Source organism: Pseudomonas sp. FP215 (assembly GCF_030687795.1).
Lineage (GTDB): Bacteria > Pseudomonadota > Gammaproteobacteria > Pseudomonadales > Pseudomonadaceae > Aquipseudomonas > Aquipseudomonas salmasensis.
This window is the reverse complement of the sequence record NZ_CP117447.1, coordinates 6,405,224-6,423,924: the sequence shown is the minus strand read 5'-3', so window position 1 is coordinate 6,423,924 and position 18,701 is coordinate 6,405,224. Positions and strand designations below refer to the sequence as shown.

17 protein-coding genes are annotated in these 18,701 nt (G+C 60.6%); 12 read left to right on the top strand and 5 right to left on the bottom strand.

Annotated features, from left to right (window positions below; all coding sequences use genetic code 11):
- The first annotated feature begins 93 nt into the window (after positions 1 to 93).
- Entirely contained in the window at positions 94 to 615 is a 522-nt protein-coding gene (locus PSH76_RS29290) for a disulfide bond formation protein B (protein WP_098950062.1), read from the top strand.
- A 209-nt stretch (positions 616 to 824) separates the two neighbouring features.
- Positions 825 to 1,283 (top strand): Rsd/AlgQ family anti-sigma factor, encoded by a 459-nt coding sequence (locus PSH76_RS29285; protein ID WP_032894575.1) that lies wholly within the window; start codon positions 825 to 827, stop codon positions 1,281 to 1,283.
- Between the two features lie 52 nt (positions 1,284 to 1,335).
- Here the strand turns inward: PSH76_RS29285 and PSH76_RS29280 are convergent, their stop codons facing one another.
- Positions 1,336 to 2,013: an FKBP-type peptidyl-prolyl cis-trans isomerase gene (locus PSH76_RS29280; protein ID WP_032894576.1), complete on the bottom strand. Its 678-nt coding sequence runs from the start codon at positions 2,011 to 2,013 to the stop codon at positions 1,336 to 1,338.
- A 192-nt stretch (positions 2,014 to 2,205) separates the two neighbouring features.
- Between PSH76_RS29280 and PSH76_RS29275 the strand changes: the two genes are divergently transcribed.
- A complete protein-coding gene (locus PSH76_RS29275; protein WP_305493339.1) occupies positions 2,206 to 3,357 on the top strand; it encodes an AlgP family protein in 1,152 nt (383 codons plus the stop codon).
- Here the strand turns inward: PSH76_RS29275 and PSH76_RS29270 are convergent.
- Positions 3,354 to 3,818 carry a TIGR02444 family protein gene (locus PSH76_RS29270; RefSeq protein ID WP_278917693.1) on the bottom strand — a complete coding sequence of 155 codons (465 nt, stop codon included), beginning with the start codon at positions 3,816 to 3,818 and terminating at the stop codon, positions 3,354 to 3,356. The two genes, PSH76_RS29275 and PSH76_RS29270, sit on opposite strands and share 4 nt — an antisense overlap.
- Before the next feature lie 50 nt (positions 3,819 to 3,868).
- On the opposite strand from PSH76_RS29270, the gene PSH76_RS29265 reads away from it, so the two are divergent.
- The 5 genes from PSH76_RS29265 to PSH76_RS29245 all read left to right on the top strand — a co-directional run bounded on the left by PSH76_RS29265 (position 3,869) and on the right by PSH76_RS29245 (position 9,702).
- The gene (locus tag PSH76_RS29265; protein ID WP_305493338.1) at positions 3,869 to 5,779 is read left to right on the top strand and encodes an ATP-binding cassette domain-containing protein; all 1,911 of its coding nucleotides are present in this window, start codon (positions 3,869 to 3,871) and stop codon (positions 5,777 to 5,779) included.
- The gene (locus PSH76_RS29260) at positions 5,779 to 6,345 is read left to right on the top strand and encodes a mechanosensitive ion channel family protein (RefSeq protein ID WP_003195372.1); all 567 of its coding nucleotides are present in this window, start codon (positions 5,779 to 5,781) and stop codon (positions 6,343 to 6,345) included. The genes PSH76_RS29265 and PSH76_RS29260 overlap by 1 nt, the downstream gene beginning before the upstream one ends.
- Positions 6,346 to 6,514: 169 nt before the next feature.
- Positions 6,515 to 7,147: a LysE family transporter gene (locus PSH76_RS29255; protein WP_032894579.1), complete on the top strand. Its 633-nt coding sequence runs from the start codon at positions 6,515 to 6,517 to the stop codon at positions 7,145 to 7,147.
- A gap of 202 nt (positions 7,148 to 7,349) precedes the next feature.
- Positions 7,350 to 9,245 (top strand): FTR1 family protein, encoded by a 1,896-nt coding sequence (locus PSH76_RS29250; protein WP_305493337.1) that lies wholly within the window; start codon positions 7,350 to 7,352, stop codon positions 9,243 to 9,245.
- A gap of 1 nt (position 9,246) precedes the next feature.
- On the top strand, positions 9,247 to 9,702 hold the full coding sequence (locus tag PSH76_RS29245) for a YaiI/YqxD family protein (protein WP_032894581.1): 456 nt from the start codon (positions 9,247 to 9,249) through the stop codon (positions 9,700 to 9,702).
- Between the two features lie 106 nt (positions 9,703 to 9,808).
- Here the strand turns inward: PSH76_RS29245 and elbB are convergent, their stop codons facing one another.
- The gene (gene elbB, locus PSH76_RS29235) at positions 9,809 to 10,474 is read right to left on the bottom strand and encodes an isoprenoid biosynthesis glyoxalase ElbB (RefSeq protein ID WP_032894583.1); all 666 of its coding nucleotides are present in this window, start codon (positions 10,472 to 10,474) and stop codon (positions 9,809 to 9,811) included.
- Positions 10,475 to 10,589: 115 nt separating this feature from the next.
- Here elbB and PSH76_RS29230 point away from each other — a divergent pair, with 115 nt between their 5' ends.
- Positions 10,590 to 11,825 (top strand): sterol desaturase family protein, encoded by a 1,236-nt coding sequence (locus PSH76_RS29230; RefSeq protein ID WP_305493336.1) that lies wholly within the window; start codon positions 10,590 to 10,592, stop codon positions 11,823 to 11,825.
- On the opposite strand, the gene PSH76_RS29225 is transcribed toward PSH76_RS29230, so the two are convergent.
- On the bottom strand, positions 11,806 to 12,441 hold the full coding sequence (locus PSH76_RS29225) for a DedA family protein (RefSeq protein WP_032894585.1): 636 nt from the start codon (positions 12,439 to 12,441) through the stop codon (positions 11,806 to 11,808). The two genes, PSH76_RS29230 and PSH76_RS29225, sit on opposite strands and share 20 nt — an antisense overlap.
- Before the next feature lie 208 nt (positions 12,442 to 12,649).
- Here PSH76_RS29225 and hemB point away from each other — a divergent pair, with 208 nt between their 5' ends.
- Positions 12,650 to 13,663 carry a porphobilinogen synthase gene (gene hemB, locus PSH76_RS29220; RefSeq protein WP_032894586.1) on the top strand — a complete coding sequence of 338 codons (1,014 nt, stop codon included), beginning with the start codon at positions 12,650 to 12,652 and terminating at the stop codon, positions 13,661 to 13,663.
- An 18-nt stretch (positions 13,664 to 13,681) separates the two neighbouring features.
- Positions 13,682 to 15,904 (top strand): polyphosphate kinase 1, encoded by a 2,223-nt coding sequence (gene ppk1 / locus PSH76_RS29215; protein ID WP_138762019.1) that lies wholly within the window; start codon positions 13,682 to 13,684, stop codon positions 15,902 to 15,904.
- Positions 15,905 to 16,032: 128 nt separating this feature from the next.
- Here the strand turns inward: ppk1 and ppx are convergent, their stop codons facing one another.
- Complete coding sequence (ppx, locus tag PSH76_RS29210; protein ID WP_003195352.1) at positions 16,033 to 17,535, bottom strand: exopolyphosphatase; 1,503 nt, start codon at positions 17,533 to 17,535, stop codon at positions 16,033 to 16,035.
- Between the two features lie 479 nt (positions 17,536 to 18,014).
- Here ppx and PSH76_RS29205 point away from each other — a divergent pair, with 479 nt between their 5' ends.
- Positions 18,015 to 18,662, top strand: coding sequence for a DUF1120 domain-containing protein (locus PSH76_RS29205; protein ID WP_032894588.1), 648 nt, complete (start codon positions 18,015 to 18,017; stop codon positions 18,660 to 18,662).
- Positions 18,663 to 18,701: the final 39 nt, after the last annotated feature.

The window sequence follows — 18,701 nt, the reverse complement described above, 5'->3', positions numbered from 1 at the left end:
TGTTTTCGAGGAAATGTCTGCTCTAGGGCGTATTGAAAGGGGTCGGGCCTTTCCTCTACCGTAGCGACCTATCTCTTGCAGTGCGGATAAACAATGTCTTTGGCCCCTTTACGCTCTTTGTTTTTCCTGGCGTTCATGGCGGGTGCGCTGACGTTGGGCGCGTCTTTCTACCTTCAATACGGCGCGCTGCTACGACCTTGTTTTCTATGCCAGGTACAGCGCCTGTTCCTCGCGTCTTTTGCATTGATCAACCTGATTGCCGTGCTTCACAAGCCTGGGCGTTCCGGCCTTTGCCTGTACGGGCTGGCGAGTATGGGCTGTGCGTTGCTGGGCGCCATCACCGCAGGCCGGCAAGTGCTGTTGCAGAACAGGCCGGCAAGTCAGGTGGGGGATTGCTGGCCCAGCCTGCAGCACATGCTTGAAAACCTGTCTGTCTGGCAGGCAATGCGCTCGGTGTTCAATGGCACGGTCGATTGTGTCGAAATCAACTGGACGCTGTTTGACTTGAGCCTGCCTGAGTGGAGCCTGTTGTTCTTCGTGGCGATGCTGATCCTGGGGCTCATGCAGGTGTCACGGTTGTTGTTCGGCAGGCATTTGCGCCTCGCAATGCCTTGAAAACGAGACTCAGGTTGTAGGAGCGGATTAAACACTTGTATGAACATTCTCTCCTGCGTACCTTGAAGCCATAGTCATGCGGGCATAATCTGGCCCGCACGCGTTATCCAAACCGCTTGTCAGACGCGGCCTTGTCCGTCTGCTGCTTCATCCTTGAAGTGTTGCGCAGGTACAGAGCTGCGGCGCCCCAATAGGGAAGAGAGATCATCATGTTGGAAAGTTGTCAGAATGCTCAGGAACGCTGGGGTGGGGTGCACAAGCTGATCGACAGCTGGTTGAAGGCACGTCACGAACTGGTTCGGGCCTTTGATGCTCTCGGCGCCAAGCCCGAAGCGTTGGCCGAGAATCGCGAGACATTGCAAGATTTCTGCGGTGTGCTGGTGGACTACGTGTCTGCCGGACATTTCGGCGTCTATGAGCAACTGACCAAGGAGGCCGAAGCCTTCGATGATCAGCGTGGTCTGGAGTTGGCAGAGACGATTTATCCGCGCATCGATGTGATTACTGAAAAGCTGCTGGCGTTCACCGACCTGTGTGATGCCGGGAAATGTGTTGCGGAAAAATTCAAAGAATTGGGCGCGCTGTTGCATGAGCGTTTCGAGCTGGAAGATTGCTTGATCGAAGTGCTGCACAACGCTCACAAAGAAGAACCCGCCACCCAGGCCTGAACCTGATGGCGAGATAAAAAAACGGTGCGCATGTCGCACCGTTTTTTATGGATCAGTGGCGAGTACCGAGCAGTTCAATTTCGAACACCAGCGGCGTATAGGGTGGGATCAACTCACCTGCGCCGTCTGCGCCATAGGCCTGTGCCGAAGGAATTACCAGGCGCCATTTTGCACCCACCGGCATCTGTTGCAATGCACTGCTCCAGCCGCTGATCACACTGTCCAGGCGAAACCATTGCGGCTGCGTACTTTTGTCGAAGACAGTCCCGTCAGGCAGTCGGCCCACGTATTTCACCTGCACTTCATCGCTGGCCGACGGCTTGTTGCCAGTGCCCTTTGCCAGCTCGGTGAGCAGGATGCCGTCGGCTAACTGACGAACACCGGCGGCGGCTTTTTCCCGAGAGAGAAATTGCTGTTCGGCGGCCAGTGCTTTCTCGCTTTGCGGCAGGTGGGCGTCGGCGGCATTCTGCGCTTCATGTTGGGCGAGGATCTGTTCAATGCGCGCGTTATCCAGCGCCAGGGGTTTGCCTTGGTAGGCTTGTTTGAGTCCGTCGAGCAGGGCCTGTATCTGCAGGTCGGGGACTTCCTGGCGCAACCGTTCGCCAAGGCTTGCGCCCAGGCTATAGGCAAGGTCGTGCGGGGCTACGGCGGTGGTGTTTGACGAGGGCTGCTCGCTTGCATCGGCCACGCAGATCGCCAAGCCGAACACTAGAAAAAGGTAACGCGACATGGGCATTCTCCCGGCGAAAGTGCGACGGATTATGCCAGTGCGAGGGCGTAAAAAGTGGCGCGGTTTTCCGTTATATCGATAAGAATTTTCGCACGGTGCAACGCAACGCAAAGGATACTGTCAACATGCCCTAGCGGCGGTAAGAGCAGAGGGCTAGTATGAGCCGCACCCACGTCAGCCAGGAGGTAAACCATGTCGGCCAAACAGAAGCCTGTAAATACCCCGTTGCACTTGCTCCAACAACTTTCGGGCAGCCTGCTCGAACATCTGGAAAGCGCGTGCTCCCAAGCCTTGGCTGATGCAGAAAAACTGCTCGCCAAACTGGAAAAGCAACGCGGTAAAGCGCAAGAAAAACTGCACAAGTCCCGTACCAAACTGCAAGACGCCGCCACTGCCGGCAAGTCCAAGGCACAAGCCAAAGCCAAAGGCGCGGTCAAAGAACTTGAAGAGCTGCTGGATGCTCTCAAGGATCGCCAAGCCGAAACCCGCAGCTACATTTCCCAACTCAAAAAAGACGCTCAAGAAAGCCTGAAACTGGCTCAGGGCGTTGGCCGTGTGAAGGAAGCCGTAGCTAAAGCACTGGGTGCTCGTACGCCTGCAAAAGTAGCCGCCAAGCCAACTGCTAAAACGGCTGCTGCCAAACCAGCTGCCAAGCCAGTCGCTAAAACGGCTGCTGCCAAACCAGCCGCGAAGCCAGCTGCTAAAACTGCTGCTGCCAAACCAGCTGCCAAGCCAGCTGCTAGAACTGCTGCTGCCAAACCAGCCGCGAAGCCAGCTGCCAAAACTGCTGCTGCCAAACCAGCTGCCAAGCCAGTCGCTAAAACTGCTGCTGCCAAACCAGCCGCGAAGCCAGCTGCTAGAACTGCTGCTGCCAAACCAGCCGCGAAGCCAGCTGCTAAAACTGCTGCTGCCAAACCAGCCGCGAAGCCAGCTGCTAAAACTGCTGCTGCCAAACCAGCTGCCAAGCCAGTCGCAAAAACCGCTGCTGCCAAACCAGCCGCGAAGCCAGCCGCTAAAACTGCTGCCGCCAAACCAGCTGCCAAGCCAGCCGCAAAAACTGCTGCTGCCAAACCAGCCGCGAAGCCAGCCGCTAAACCTGCTGCTGCCAAACCAGCCGCGAAGCCAGCCGCTAAACCTGCTGCTGCCAAACCAGCCGCAAAGCCAGCCGCTAAACCTGCTGCCGCAAAACCGGCCGCGAAGCCAGCTGCCAAGCCAGCGCCCGCCAAGCCAGCCACTCCAGCAGCCCCCACTGCCACCCCGGCAGCAGCCACCGCTCCAACAGCATCGGCCAGCAGCACCCCTGCACCGGTAGCGCCAAGCACCACCCCAACCAGCGCTTCCTAAGTGTTGGTGGCCATGACGCGCAATTGCAGCAGCGCGTCGTGGTCAAGGTTGGCGGCTTCGGTCGCCAGGCCTTCAAGCCATTCTCGCTGACCCAGCACCTCATTGATCGGCCATGCCTGCACCAGCGCTTCCAAGCGCGCCAGCAGCGTTCTTTCGGCCTCCAGCTCCAGTGTCTTGACCTGCTCGCGTAGCGATGCCAATTGCGCATCCTGCTGAGCCAAGTCCCGCCATTGCACGCGCATTTGTCGCAACGGTTCGACAACCTGCACCCGCCACGGATGAGCGATCTGTTGTAGTGCCTGAATGCGTTCGGGCTTGTACGCCACACCCCGTTGTTCCAGCCAAGCACCACACAACAACAGGCACACGTCTGCCCCTTGCTCCTGCAAGCGCAGGCACGCGGCCTCCACGCCCGGGCGGGCATAGGTCGAAAGGGCAAAGCTCCACAGGTCAGCGCACATATTCACACCCAAGCCAGCGGCCAACGAAGCTGGTAGACTCCGCCGCCATTATGATCCGACTTCAAAGCCTAACATTACAGCGTGGCCCGCAACGTCTTCTTGAAGACGCCGAGCTGACCCTGCACGCCGGTCACAAAGCCGGCCTGATCGGTGCCAACGGCGCCGGCAAATCCACGTTGTTCGCCTTGTTGCTGGGTGAGCTGACCCCGGACTCCGGGGACTGCCTGCTGCCGGCCGACTGGCGCATCGCCCATATGCGCCAGGAGATCGACACCCTGGACCGCATCGCCATCGACTACGTGCTCGATGGCGACCTGCGCCTGCGCCAGGTGCAACACGACCTCGCCGAAGCCGAAAAAGCCCAGGACGGTGCCGCCCAGGCGCGCCTGCACTCGGAGCTGGACAGCGCCGACGGCTACACCGCCGACGCCCGCGCTCGCAAGATGCTCGCTGGCCTTGGGTTTACCAACGAACAGATGGACCGCCCGGTCGCCGACTTCTCCGGTGGCTGGCGCATGCGCCTGAACCTGGCCCAAGCGCTGATGTGCCCTTCGGACCTGCTGCTGCTCGACGAACCGACCAACCACTTGGACCTCGATGCGATCCTGTGGCTGGAAGACTTCCTCAAGAGTTACCAGGGCACCTTGCTGCTGATTTCCCACGACCGGGATTTCCTCGACGCCGTGGTCGATAACATCGCCCATGTCGAACAGAAGAAAATCACCCTGTACCGTGGCGGCTATACCGCGTTCGAACGCGCCCGCGCCGAACGCCTGGCCCAGCAGCAACAGGCCTTTGAAAAGCAACAGGCGCAACGTGCGCACATGGAAAGCTACATCGCAAGGTTCAAGGCCCAGGCCACCAAGGCGCGCCAGGCGCAGAGCCGCATCAAGGCCCTGGAACGCATGGAAGAGCTGTCGGCGGCCCACGTCGATTCGCCGTTCGACTTTGTCTTCCGTGAGTCGGTGAAGATCTCCAGCCCGCTGTTGGACCTCTCGGATGCTCGCCTGGGCTACGGCGACAAAACCATCCTGGAGAAGGTCAAGCTGCAGCTCACGCCGGGCGCCCGCATCGGTTTGCTCGGCCCGAACGGCGCAGGCAAGTCGACACTGATCAAGAACCTCTCGGGTGAGCTTGAGCCGCTGGCCGGTCGCCTCACTCGTGGCGAGAACACGGTGGTGGGTTACTTCGCCCAGCACCAACTGGACTCGCTGGACGCCAAGGCCAGCCCGCTGTTGCACCTGCAACGCCTGGCGCCGACCGAGCGCGAGCAGACCCTGCGCGACTTCCTCGGCGGTTTCGACTTCCGTGGCGCGCGCATCGACGAGCCTGTGCTGAACTTCTCCGGTGGCGAAAAAGCCCGACTCGCCCTGGCTCTGATCGCGTGGGATCGCCCGAACCTGTTGCTGCTCGACGAACCGACCAACCACCTGGACCTGGAAATGCGCCTGGCGCTGACCATGGCCCTGCAGGAATTCAGTGGTGCGGTATTGGTGGTGTCTCACGACCGTCACCTGCTCAAGAGCACCACCGACAACTTCCTGCTGGTGGCCGACGGCAAGGTCGAAGAGTTCGACGGCGACCTGGACGACTACGCGCGCTGGCTGACCGAATACCGCCTGCGCAACGCGCCGGCCAGCAACACGCCGGTCAACCCGGACAAAACCGACAAGAAAGCCCAGCGCCAGGCCGCCGCCGCGCTGCGCCAGCAGTTGGCTCCGCATAAGCGCGAAGCCGACAAGCTGGAAGCCGAACTGGGCAAGGTGCATGAGCGCCTGGCCAAGATCGAAGTCAGCCTGGGCGACAGCGCTGTGTACGAGGCGGCGCGCAAGGACGAGCTGCGTGACTTGCTGGCCGAGCAGGCCAAGCTCAAGGTGCGCGAGGGGCAATTGGAGGAAACCTGGATGGAGGCCCTCGAGTTGCTCGAAACCCTGCAAGCGCAGCTGGAGGCGCTGTCCTGATGGAAGCGTTGCAATTGCCAGTACCGGTGCAATGGATCGAACCCATCTGGATCGGCGTGCAAATCCTGTTGATCCTGCTGGCCGGCTACTTGGCCCAGCGCTTCGTCGCCAAGGGCCTTACGCGCCTGGGTGAGCGCTATCCGTTCCCGCCGCAGTTGCTGATGCCCCTGCGCGGCGGCTTGCGCTGGCTGATCATGGGCAGTGCGTTGATCTTTGTGCTGGGCCGCCTGGGTGTATCCGCCACGGTGCTGTGGACGGCCCTGTCGGGGTTTGTCGCGGTGGCGGCCGTGGCGTTCTTCGCCATGTGGTCGGTGCTGTCCAACCTGCTGTGCGCGATCCTGATCTTTACCGTCGGGCCGTTTCGCCTGGGTGATATCGTCGAGTTGGTGGACACCGTCGACAAGCCGGGCGTGAAGGGCCGGGTCGTGGCGATCAACTTGCTCTACACCACGCTGATCGAAGTCGAGGAAGCCGGGACCAACAGCGCGATGGTGCAGGTGCCCAATAGTCTGTTCTTCCAGCGCTCGGTGCGCCGTTGGCCCGGCTCTGGCACCAACATCCTGTAGGAGCGAGCTTGCTCGCGAAGACCGTCAACGATAACGCAGCGCTTGCAGTCAGCCCGCATCGTCTGTGCATTTTTCGCGAGCAAGCTCGCTCCTACAGAAATCTATAGCCAGCCTTTGGTCGCTGGAGTTAGCTTAAGGCACAACCGCTAACTCCCTTACGAGGTGTGCAATGGCTCTCGATACATGGCTGGCCTTTTTCCTCGCCAGTTGGATCATCTCCCTTTCTCCTGGCGCCGGCGCCATCGCCTCGATGTCCAGCGGCCTGCAGTACGGTTTTGTGCGTGGCTACTGGAACGCCATCGGCCTGCAACTGGGCCTGGCGATGCAGATTGCCGTGGTGGCCGGTGGTTTGGGGGCCATTCTGGCGACCTCGTCTACTGCGTTCTATGCGATCAAATGGTTCGGCGTGGCCTACCTCGTGTACCTGGCCATCAAGCAATGGCGCGCCTTGCCCATGGACATGACCGATGACGCCGCCGTACGCCCCATCGGCAAACCGATGGCGATGATGTTCCGCGGCTTCCTGGTCAACGCCAGCAACCCCAAGGCGCTGGTATTCATGCTGGCGGTGCTGCCGCAGTTCGTGAACCCGCAGGCGCCGTTGTTGATCCAGTACCTGATCCTCGGCGCAACCATGATCAGCGTCGATATGATCGTGATGGCGGGGTATACGGGGTTGGCCTCGAAAGTCTTGCGCCTGTTGCGTACGCCTAAACAACAGAAGCGCGTAAACCGTACCTTTGCTGGCTTGTTTGTCGGCGCTGCGGGTTTCCTTGCCAGCCTGCATCGCGCCACGGCCTGACCAAGCGACTGGAGCAAAAATGTGGGAGCGGGCTTGCTCGCAAATGCGGTGTGTCAGTCAAAGGAAATAGTGACTGAAGCACCGCATTCGCGAGCAAGCCCGCTCCCACACTCGTTTTGTAGTGATATGAAATAACACCTTGAGTCGAATCCATTAAAGCTCAACAATAGTGTTACTTCGTATTTCCACTTGAGATTCATTCATGACCGCCCCTTTCCGCTTTCTCGCCTGGCTGATGCTGCCGGCGTTGCTGTCGTGCAGCTTCAATCTGATGGCCGCGACCGCCGAGGGCGCACCACAAGCCCTGCATTTGCTGGACTACATTGGCGCCGACTACCCACCCACGGTGGAGGCGGGCAAGGTGGTGGATGACTCGGAATACCGTGAACAGGTGGAGTTTCTCGGGGTATTGCAGGGGCTGGTGGCTGATTTGCCAGACAAGCCCGAGCGCGCCGAGCTGATAAAGGGCGTTGATGAACTGCTGGCCGCAGTCACTGCCCACCAGGACGGCGCGAGCGTTGCCCGCCAGGCTCGTCAATTGGGCGCCAAGCTGGCCGTGGCGTATGAAGTCAGCCAGGCCCCGGCCATCACGCCGGACCCAACGCGCGGCGCGCCGCTCTACGCCCAGCATTGTTCCGTGTGCCACGGCACAGCAGGTGCCGGCGATGGCCCCGCAGGCATGGGCATGACCCCGCCACCCGCTAACCTGCGCGATGCCACGCGCCTGGATCGCCTGAGCCTTTACGCGATCTACAACACCCTCGGCCTGGGCGTCGAAGGCACCGACATGCCGTCGTTCGCTGACCAACTGGACGACCGCCAGCGCTGGGACCTGGCAACCTACATCGCTGGCTTCACTGCCGACCCGGCCGCCGCCAAAGGCGAGCAGACATTCAACCTTGCCGACCTGGCCCGCCAGACCCCCAATGAAGTGCTCGCCGCTGACGGCCCTGGAGCTGCGGCAACATTCCGCGCCCAGCGTGCGCAGCCGCCGCAGGTTCAGCGTGGCCCTGCGCAGTTGCTCGACTACACCGCCGCCACCCTGGACAAGAGCCTCGCGGCCTTCCGCAACGGCGACCACGAGCAGGCTTACGATCTGTCCGTCGCGGCCTACCTGGAAGGCTTCGAGCTGGTGGAAAGCTCCCTGGATAACGTCGATGCCAATGTGCGCAAAGACACCGAGAAGGCGCTGATGGCTTATCGGCAATCGTTGCAGGACGGCTTGCCTATCGAGCAGGTGCAGCAGCGCCTGGATGTGGCCAAGGGCAAACTCACTGAATCCGCTGGCTTGCTGGGCGGCGATGGCCTGAGCTGGTCGTTGAGCTATATCTCTGGCCTGCTGATCCTGCTGCGTGAAGGCCTGGAAGCGATTCTGGTGCTGGCAGCGATCCTTGCCTTCCTGCGTAACACCGGCCAGCAATCGGCAGTGCGTAGCGTCAACCTCGGCTGGGGCCTGGCGCTGTTGGCAGGCTTGGCCACCTGGGCCTTGGCGGCCTATGTCATTGACGTCAGCGGTGCCCAGCGAGAATTACTCGAAGGCTGCACGGCGTTGTTCGCCAGTGTGATGGTGCTGTGGCTCGGCGTGTGGATGCACGACCGGCGTCACGCGGCGGCCTGGCAGGACTACATCAAGAGCAGCCTGGTGGGCGGCGGTGGGCGTTTCGGTTTTGCCGTGCTGGCGTTCTTCTCGGTGTACCGCGAACTGTTCGAAGTGATTCTGTTCTACGAAACCCTGTGGCTGCAGGCCGGCCCTGCCGGGCACAACGCGGTGCTGGCCGGTGGTGCCACGGCGCTGGTGCTGCTGGTGGGCCTGGCGTGGGTGATCCTGCGCGGTTCGGCGAAGCTGCCGCTGGCGCTGTTCTTCGGCATCAACGCCGCGTTGCTGTGCGCGCTGTCGGTGGTGTTCGCCGGGCACGGTGTGAAGGCCTTGCAGGAAGCGGGCATCTTCGGCACGCGGCCCGTGGCGTTCTTTGACTTCGACTGGCTGGGCATCCACGCCGATGCGTATTCGCTGGGGGCGCAGGCCGTGGCGATCCTGGCGATTGTGGTGCTGTATGGCCGTAGCCGCCTGAGCGAAAAGCGCCGGGTGGCGGCGTAGCATGCGCGTGTGGATCGACGCCGACGCCTGCCCTCGGGCGGCCAAGGACCAAGTGGTGAAATTCGCCCTCAAGCGCCAGTTTGAGGTGGTGCTGGTGGCAGGGCAAAGCCAGATCAAACCGAGCTTTGCCTGTGTGAAGTTGATTGTGGTGCCCAGCGGGCCGGATGCCGCCGATGATTACCTGGTGGAGCATGCCGTGCCCGGCGAACTGGTGATTTGCAGCGACGTGCCCTTGGCTGACCGCCTGGTGAAGAAGGGCGTGACGGCCCTTGATCCGCGTGGCAAGGAATTCAGCCCGGCGAACATGAGCGAGCGGTTGGCGGTGCGTAACCTGTTTACCGACCTGCGCGAGCAAGGCCAGATGGGCGGCGGCCCACCGCCCCACGGCGAAAAGGACAAGCAGGCGTTTGCCAATGCACTGGACCGTATCCTCACCCGCTTGATGAAGCCTCTCTAGGAGCGAGCTTGCTCGCGAAAAACGTCAACGATAACGCGGGCACTCTGGATGAACGCGGCGCTCTCAGGTTCTTCGCGAGCAAGCTCGCTCCTACAGAAAGAGGGCGTCAGTCGTTCTCGTGGGTCAACTCCAATACCCGGTCCACCAGCTTGTTGATGCCTGACGCCACCTCGCTGATGTTCTTGCCCAGCATATAGGCCGGCGTACTTACCAGCTTGCGCGCCGGGTCCTCGACGATGTCCTCTACCGTGCATTCGATGTGGGTGGCGCCCATCTTGTCCAGGGCTGCGGCAGTGTCGGCGTCGTTGCCGATGGTGCAGGTCACGCCAGGGCCGTAGATCTTGGCGGCCAGGGCCGGCGAGATGCAGATCAACCCCACTGGCTTGCCCGCTTCGGCAAAGGCTTCAGCCAGCGCCAGCACCTGCGGGTTGATGCTGCAGCCGGCGCCTTCCACGGCAAAGTTCGACAGGTTCTTGGCCGCGCCAAAACCGCCCGGCACGATCAGCGCATCAAAGTCTGTGGCGTTGGCTTGGCCAATATCCTTCACGGCGCCGCGGGCGATGCGCGCCGATTCCACCAGCACATTGCGCGACTCGGGCATTTCTTCGCCCGTGAGGTGGTTGATCACGTGCAACTGCGCAACGTCGGGTGCAAAGCATTCCACTTGAGCGCCGCGCTGGTCCAGGCGCAGCAGGGTGATCACGCTTTCATGGATCTCTGCGCCGTCGTACACGCCACAGCCGGAAAGGATCACTGCAATCTTTTTGCTCATGGGCATTTCTCCTGATTCATGGCGTTAAATGTCTACTAATTTGTAACCTGTTGCCAATGGGATCTCACGTCGCTGCACCTAATCTTGATGTAACAAAAATAGACCGGACTAGCCCATGGACTTTGTGCCTTACGCAGTACCGTTTTTTATTGCCCTGATTGTGGTGGAGTTGTTGGCCGACCGTTGGCGTGGCGTGCGCAACTACCGAGTGGCGGATGCCATCAACAGCCTCAGCACCGGCGTGCTGTCCACCACCACCGGCTTGCTCACCAAGGGCGTGGGCCTGCTGACCTACGCGTTCGCCCTCAAGCACCTGGCGCTGTTGGAGTTGCCAGCCCAAAACGTCTGGACCTGGGTATTCGCCTTCGTGTTCTATGACTTCTGCTACTACTGGCTGCACCGCATGGGCCATGAACGCAACATCCTGTGGGCCGCTCATTCGGTGCATCACCAGAGCGAGGACTACAACCTCAGCACTGCCTTGCGCCAGACCAGCACCGGTTTCCTGCTGAGTTGGATCTTCTACCTGCCGCTGGCGGTGGCCGGCGTGCCACTGGTGGTGTTTATCAGCGTGGCGTCGCTCAACCTGCTGTATCAATTCTGGGTCCATACCCGCCATGTTCCCAAGCTCGGCTGGTTCGAATGGTTTTTCGTCACGCCGTCCAATCATCGGGCCCACCATGCACAGAACGCTCTCTACATGGATCGCAACTACGGCGGGGTGTTCATTATTTGGGACCGGCTGTTCGGCACCTTCCAGGAGGAAGACGATAACGAGCCGGTGATTTTTGGCGTGACCACCCCCCTGGCCAGCTGGAACCCGCTGTGGGCTAACCTGCAGTTTTATGCGCAGCTCTGGCGTGACGCCCGGCGCACTGAGCGTTGGTGGGACAAGCTGCGCATCTGGTTCATGCGCACTGGCTGGCGGCCGGCGGACGTCAAGGCCCAGTACCCGATGGCCAAGCCGGACCTGAGCCAGTTCCGCAAATTCGAGGTGCCGCTGGACGTGCGCCAACAAGTCTACATCGCCTTGCAGTTTGCGGCTTATGTGGGGTTTGGCAGCTATCTGATGAACTTCGGTGAAGGGTTGCCCACGTCGGCGTTGGCCCTCGGTTGGGGCGTGATGGCGCTGGGACTGTTTACCCTGGGGGTGGCGCTGGAGAATCGGCCATGGGCACTGAAGGCCGAGCTGGCACGCCTGGCGCTGAATGTGCCGTTGGTATGGCTGGCGCCGCTGGTGGGGTTGTGGCCTGCCAGCAACCTGGGCTGGCTGGGCCTGGCGAGCTACAGCCTGCTCAGTATCATCGGCCTCTACTGTTGCAGAAGCCGGCTTACTCGGTTGGCGTCTTAGGGGTTTCGACCGGGGCTGGCTCGTTGGCCAGCCGAGCCTTGGCCTCGGCACAGGCTTGGCGGGCGATGCGGGCATTCTTGAAGCGACGGCGCAGCCACAGGCCAAAGCCCAGCACCAGCAAGGCGCCCAGCACCCACAGTTCGTATTTCTTGACGCTGCCGAGCATGCCTTCCAGCACCGCGCCGAAGTGGTAGGCCGCCGCCCCCAGTGCCGCGGCCCAGATCGCCGCGCCAATACCGTTGAGGACCAGATAGCGCAACGGTGGATAGCCAGACAAGCCAATCGCCACGGGCATCACCGTGCGCAAGCCGTAGACGAAGCGGAAACTCAATACCCAGATATCCGGATGCTTGCGGATATGTTCCAGTGCCTTGTCGCCCATCAATTGCCAGCGCGGCTTGCGCGCCAGCAACTTGCGGCCGTGCTTGCGCCCCATGTAGTACCAGAGCTGGTCGCCGGCGTAGCTGCCAAAAAAGGCAACGACCACCACCAGGTTGATATCCATGTAGCCACGGAACGCCAGGAAGCCTGCGAGTACAAGGATGGTCTCGCCTTCGAAGAACGTGCCGAGAAAGAGGGCAAAGTAGCCGAAGTCATGCAGAAATTGTTGAAGCATGGTCTAGGGTGCTGGCGAAATGAACGCGCAGCCTACGCCTTCACGAAGATTCATGAAAGTATCGAGATGTGTCACGAAGTGAACAATTCCTACGCAAATGACGAATGGGACTACAGGTCGCGTCGATAAGCACAACTGTCATTCATTCGTCATAATGGCCGCTTATAACTGCAACGCTCGCCCGTAAACACGGGCTCAGGAGTCTGTCGTGAGCTTTACCCCTGCCAATCGCCTGTTCCCCGCCACCCGTCTGCGTCGCAACCGTCGTGATGATTTTTCTCGTCGCCTGGTACGTGAAAATGTACTGACCACGAATGATCTGATCCTGCCGGTTTTCGTGCTCGACGGTGAAAATCGTCGGGAAGCGGTGGCGTCGATGCCGGGTGTGGAGCGTCTGACCATTGATTTGTTGCTTGAAGAAGCGGCGAATTGGGTCGAGTTGGGCATTCCGGCGTTGGCGCTGTTTCCAGTGACTCCGGCCGAACTCAAGTCCCTGGACGCCGCCGAAGCCTGGAACCCCGAGGGGATTGCCCAGCGTGCCACCCGTGCCCTGCGCGAGCGCTTCCCGGAACTGGGGGTGATCACCGACGTGGCGCTGGACCCGTTCACCACACACGGCCAGGATGGCATTCTTGACGAAGACGGTTATGTTCAGAACGACATCACCGTCGACGCACTGGTCAAGCAGGCGTTGTCCCACGCCGCGGCAGGCGCCCAGGTGGTGGCACCGTCTGACATGATGGACGGACGCATCCAGGCGATTCGCGAAGCCCTTGAGCTGGCTGGCCACGTCAATGTCCGGATCATGGCCTACTCGGCCAAATACGCCAGCGCCTACTACGGCCCATTCCGCGATGCGGTAGGCTCGGCGCTGAACCTGGGCAAGGCCAACAAGGCTTCGTATCAGATGGACCCGGCCAACAGCCAAGAGGCCCTGCACGAAGTGGCAGCCGACCTGGCCGAAGGCGCCGATATGGTGATGGTCAAGCCGGGGATGCCCTACCTGGACATTCTTTACCGGGTCAAAGAGGAATTCAAAGTGCCGACCTTTGTCTATCAGGTCAGCGGTGAATACGCCATGCACATGGCGGCAATCCAGAATGGTTGGTTGAGTGAAGGGGTGATCCTCGAATCCCTGACTGCCTTTAAACGTGCCGGCGCTGATGGCATTCTGACCTACTTCGCCGCCCGCGCCGCCCAATTGCTTAGAGAGCAACAATAGCCCTCACAGGAACACTCGATGAATACCGAAGGACTCTCAGAAGTTGCCGTAAAAGACGCTCACCCGGTGGTTGAACAAGTCGCCGAGACCCCGCCGGAGCTGGAGCCCGCACCGCCTGCGGTGGTAGCCGAAGCACCTGCGCCGGCGCCAGTGCCTGTGGTCACCAACCTGGATGACAGCAGCCTGTACATCCACCGCGAGTTGTCACAACTGCAATTCAACATCCGCGTACTCGAGCAGGCGCTGGATGAGTCCTACCCTTTGCTGGAGCGGCTGAAATTCCTGCTGATCTTCTCCAGCAACCTGGACGAGTTCTTCGAGATCCGTGTTGCCGGCCTCAAGAAGCAGATCACCTTCGCCCGTGAACAAGCCGGTGCCGACGGCCTGCAACCGCACCAGGCCCTGGCGCGCATCAGTGAACTGGTGCACGGCCATGTGGACCGCCAGTACGCGATCCTCAACGACATCCTGCTGCCGGAACTGGAAAAGCATCAGGTCCGCTTCATTCGTCGTCGTCACTGGACCGCCAAGATCAAGACCTGGGTGCGCCGTTATTTCCGGGACGAGATTTCGCCGATCATCACGCCTATCGGCCTCGACCCGACGCACCCGTTCCCCTTGCTGGTGAACAAGAGCCTCAACTTCATCGTCGAGCTTGAAGGTATCGACGCCTTTGGCCGCGATTCGGGCCTGGCGATCATCCCGGCGCCGCGCCTGTTGCCACGCATCATCAAGGTACCGGAAGAGGTGGGTGGCGCTGGCGACAACTATGTATTCCTGTCGTCGATGATCCACGCGCACGCCGATGACCTGTTCCAGGGCATGAAGGTCAAGGGCTGCTACCAGTTCCGCCTGACCCGTAACGCCGACCTGGCGCTGGACTCCGAAGACGTCGAAGACTTGGCCCGTGCCCTGCGCGGCGAGCTGTTCTCGCGGCGCTACGGCGACGCGGTGCGTCTGGAAGTGGCGGACACTTGCCCCAAACACCTGTCGGACTACCTGCTCAAGCAGTTCAACCTGGCCGAATCCGAGCTGTACCAGGTCAACGGCCCCGTGAACCTGACGCGCCTGTTCAGCATCACCGGCTTGGACAGCCACCCGGAGCTGCAATACAAGCCGTTCACCCCGCAGATCCCGAAACTTTTGCAAAACAGCGAGAACATCTTCAGCGTGGTGAGCAAGCAGGACATCCTGCTGCTGCACCCCTTCGAGTCGTTCACCCCGGTGGTCGACCTGTTGCGCCAGGCCGCCAAAGACCCGCATGTGCTGGCCGTGCGCCAGACCCTGTACCGCAGCGGCGCCAACTCGGAAATTGTCGATGCGCTGGTGGATGCGGCGCGTAACGGCAAGGAAGTCACCGCGGTGATCGAGCTGCGTGCGCGTTTCGACGAAGAGTCCAACCTGCAACTGGCCAGCCGCCTGCAAGCGGCCGGTGCGGTGGTGATCTACGGGGTGGTCGGCTTCAAGACCCACGCCAAGATGATGCTGATCCTGCGCCGTGAGGCCGGTGAGATCGTGCGCTACGCGCACTTGGGTACCGGCAACTATCACGCCGGCAACGCCAAGCTCTACACCGACTACAGCTTGCTGACGTCCGACGACGCGCTGTGCGAAGACGTCGGCAAGTTGTTCAGCCAGTTGATCGGCATGGGCAAGACCTTGCGCATGAAGAAGCTGCTGCACGCGCCGTTCACGCTCAAGAAGGGCATGCTCGACATGATTGCCCGCGAGACTCAGTTCGCCCTTGATGGCAAGCCTGCGCACATCATCGCCAAGTTCAACTCGCTGACCGACCCGAAGATCATCCGCGCGTTGTACAAGGCCAGCCAGTCCGGTGTGCGCATCGACCTGGTGGTGCGTGGCATGTGCTGCCTGCGCCCCGGCATTGTGGGCGTGTCGCATAACATCCACGTGCGCTCGATCATTGGCCGCTTCTTGGAGCACACCCGCGTGTTCTACTTCCTCAACGGTGGCGAAGAGCAGATGTTCCTCTCCAGTGCCGACTGGATGGAGCGCAACCTCGACAAGCGCGTGGAGACCTGCTTCCCGGTGGAAGGCAAGAAGTTGATCATGCGGGTCAAGAAGGAGCTTGAAAGCTACCTGACCGACAACACCCACAGCTGGAGCCTGCAGTCGGATGGGCGCTACGTGCGTAACACCCCGACCGGCAACCAGAACCCGCGCAGCGCGCAGGCGACGTTGTTGGAGAAGTTGGGTAGCCCGATTCTGGCGGTGAACTAGCCCAGGTATACTCAATCCCATGTGGGAGCGGGCTTGCTCGCGAAGGCGGTGGATCAGTCACCAGATGCATTGACTGACCCACCGCCTTCGCGAGCAAGCCCGCTCCCACATTTGTTTTGCAGTGTGCTTTAGCGCAGGTTCAGGCTGAACCCCACCCGCGTCAGCCATTCCGCTTCCTGGGCGAAGTCCGCCTGGGTCAGCTGGTTTTCATCCAGCCAGCCTTTGGGGAACATCACTTCCAGGCTGTCGCCATCGGCGTGCAGTTTGACCTGAGGCATTTCCTGGGTACCACGGATGTGGTGGAACAGGATTGCAAAGCGCAGCAGCGCACACAGACGGATCAGCTTGATGCCGTCTTTACCGAACTCGGCAAACTTGTCCTTGGGAATATTGCGACGATGGCCGCGCACCAACAGCGCGAGCATCTGCTGGTCTTCCCGCGAGAAGCCGGCCAGGTCCGAGTGTTCGATCAGGTAGGCGCCGTGCTTGTGGTAATGGTAGTGGGCGATGTCCAGGCCCACTTCGTGCACCTTGGCTGCCCAGCCGAGTAGCTCGCGCCAGACGCCGTCTTCCAGGTCCCAGTCCTCGGCCACCTGGTCGAAGGCGTGCAAGGCTTTGCGCTCCACACGGGCGGCTTGTTCCAGGTCGACGTGGTAACGCTCCATCAGCGAGCTGAGGGTGCGCTCGCGCACGTCTTCATGGTGATGACGGCCTAGCAGGTCGTAGAGCACACCTTCGCGCAGGGCGCCGTCACAGTGGTCCATGCGTTGCAGTTCGAGGGCGTCGAAGATCGCTTCGAGAATCGCCAGGCCCGCAGGGAAAATGGCGCGACGGTCGGGCTTGATGCCGTCGAAGTCGATTTTCTCTGCATCCCCCAGCTTGAACAGCTTGCGCTTGAGCCACGCCAGGCCTTCGGCGTTCACCTCGCCGGTGCCATGGCCACCGGCTTTCAAGGCCAGGCCAATGGCACGGATGGTGCCGGACGAGCCGATGGCTTCATCCCAGGTCAGGCGGTGCAGGGCATGTTCGATGCTCATGATTTCCAGGCGCGCTGCGGTGTAGGCCTGGGCATAGCGCGCCGGGGTGATCTTGCCATCCTTGAAATAACGCTGGGTGAAGCTCACGCACCCCATCTGCAGGCTTTCACGCAGCAGTGGTTCGAAACGCTGGCCGATGATGAACTCGGTGCTACCGCCGCCGATGTCGGCCACCAGGCGTTTGCCGGGCGTATCGGCCAGGGTGTGGGACACGCCGAGGTAGATCAGGCGCGCCTCTTCACGGCCCGAGATGACTTCCACCGGATGCCCGAGGATTTCCTCGGCGCGATGGATGAACTCGTTGCGGTTGCGCGCTTCGCGCAAGGCGTTGGTGCCAACGATCCGTACCGCGCCAGGCGGCATGCCGTTGATCAACTGGGCGAAACGCTTGAGGCAATCGAGCCCGCGCTGCATGGATTCTTCATTGAGCTTGCGCTCGTCGTCGATCCCGGCGGCCAGTTGCACTTTCTCGCCGAGCCGCTCAAGGATGCGGATCTCGCCGTTCTGGGCCTTGGCCACGACCATATGAAAGCTGTTGGAGCCCAGGTCGATGGCGGCGATCAAGGACAGATTCTTGGCTTGGGATTGCGGCATGGTTTGGGGATCTCGGTCGATAACCTTGCCATCGTGCCACGATCGACCGCTGACGCCAACGCGTTGTGCTTCGGTAATTGGCCCGATGTTGCCCGCGGGGAAATATCTGGGAAGTGTAGGGCGGCTTCGCGCACTTTAAGCGAATAGGTAATCCGATACTGTAAGACGTTTTAACTGTATGTTGTCGTAAGTTGCGTACGACACTGCCTACAAGTAATTGGGGTAATAGATGATTCGGTTGCAGGTAGAGGACTACTTTGCTGGTGGAATAAATTCGCTTCCAGACTTAATAGAGGCCACAGTAAATACCGTGTTGTCTGATTTTTTTACCAAGCACCCAGGCACCAGACTGTCAGTCGGCAATTTTGCCTGGGTGTTATTTATTTATAGTTTTGTATTACGGAAAATAAGGTGTTGGGCGATGGAGTCGCCAGAACCAAAATAAAGAACGCCTGTTAATTCCAAATGACAGGACGAACATGAAAAAGATTATTGGATTAACCGTCGGTATGGCGTGCCTGGCTGCGACCCTCAGTGCCCAGGCAACCACCAGTGCGCAGTTGGTCGTCAGGGGCACGATTACACCGGCTGCCTGTAACCTCAGCCTGGCGGGCAGTGGCATCATCGACTACGGCACGATTCGCTCCGGCGAATTGTCCCAGACAGCGTTCAACCCGCGCGAAGAGAGGACCACTTCGCTGGTGATCAATTGCGGCACCACGCCTGCCAGGTTCGGGCTCACGTTTACCGATTTACAAGCGGGCAGCAAGGTGACGGGCATCCTCGGCGCGGGTTTCACCGAAGCACAGAACTATGGTTTGGGTATGGTGGGCGCCCGGCGTACCGGTGGCTATTCGGTCACTCTCAGGGACCTCAGGTCGTCCGGCACGACGCTGTTTCCGATCATGCGCACCGGCCTTGGGGCCTGGTACAACAGCGATGGCAAGGTGGCCCAGTCGCCCAGCCAGTACTCCTGGCGTAATGGAGCGGCGATTACCCCTGCCGCTATCAGCCAATTGACCGGCACGCTTGCGGTGAAAGCGGTGATCAATAAGGCTCAGGATCTGGATTTAAGCCGCGACATTTCCATTGATGGGCGCGCCACGCTTGTATTGAGCTACATCTAAATAACCGAAAACAGCCGATCAAGAAACTGACCCTTTCTT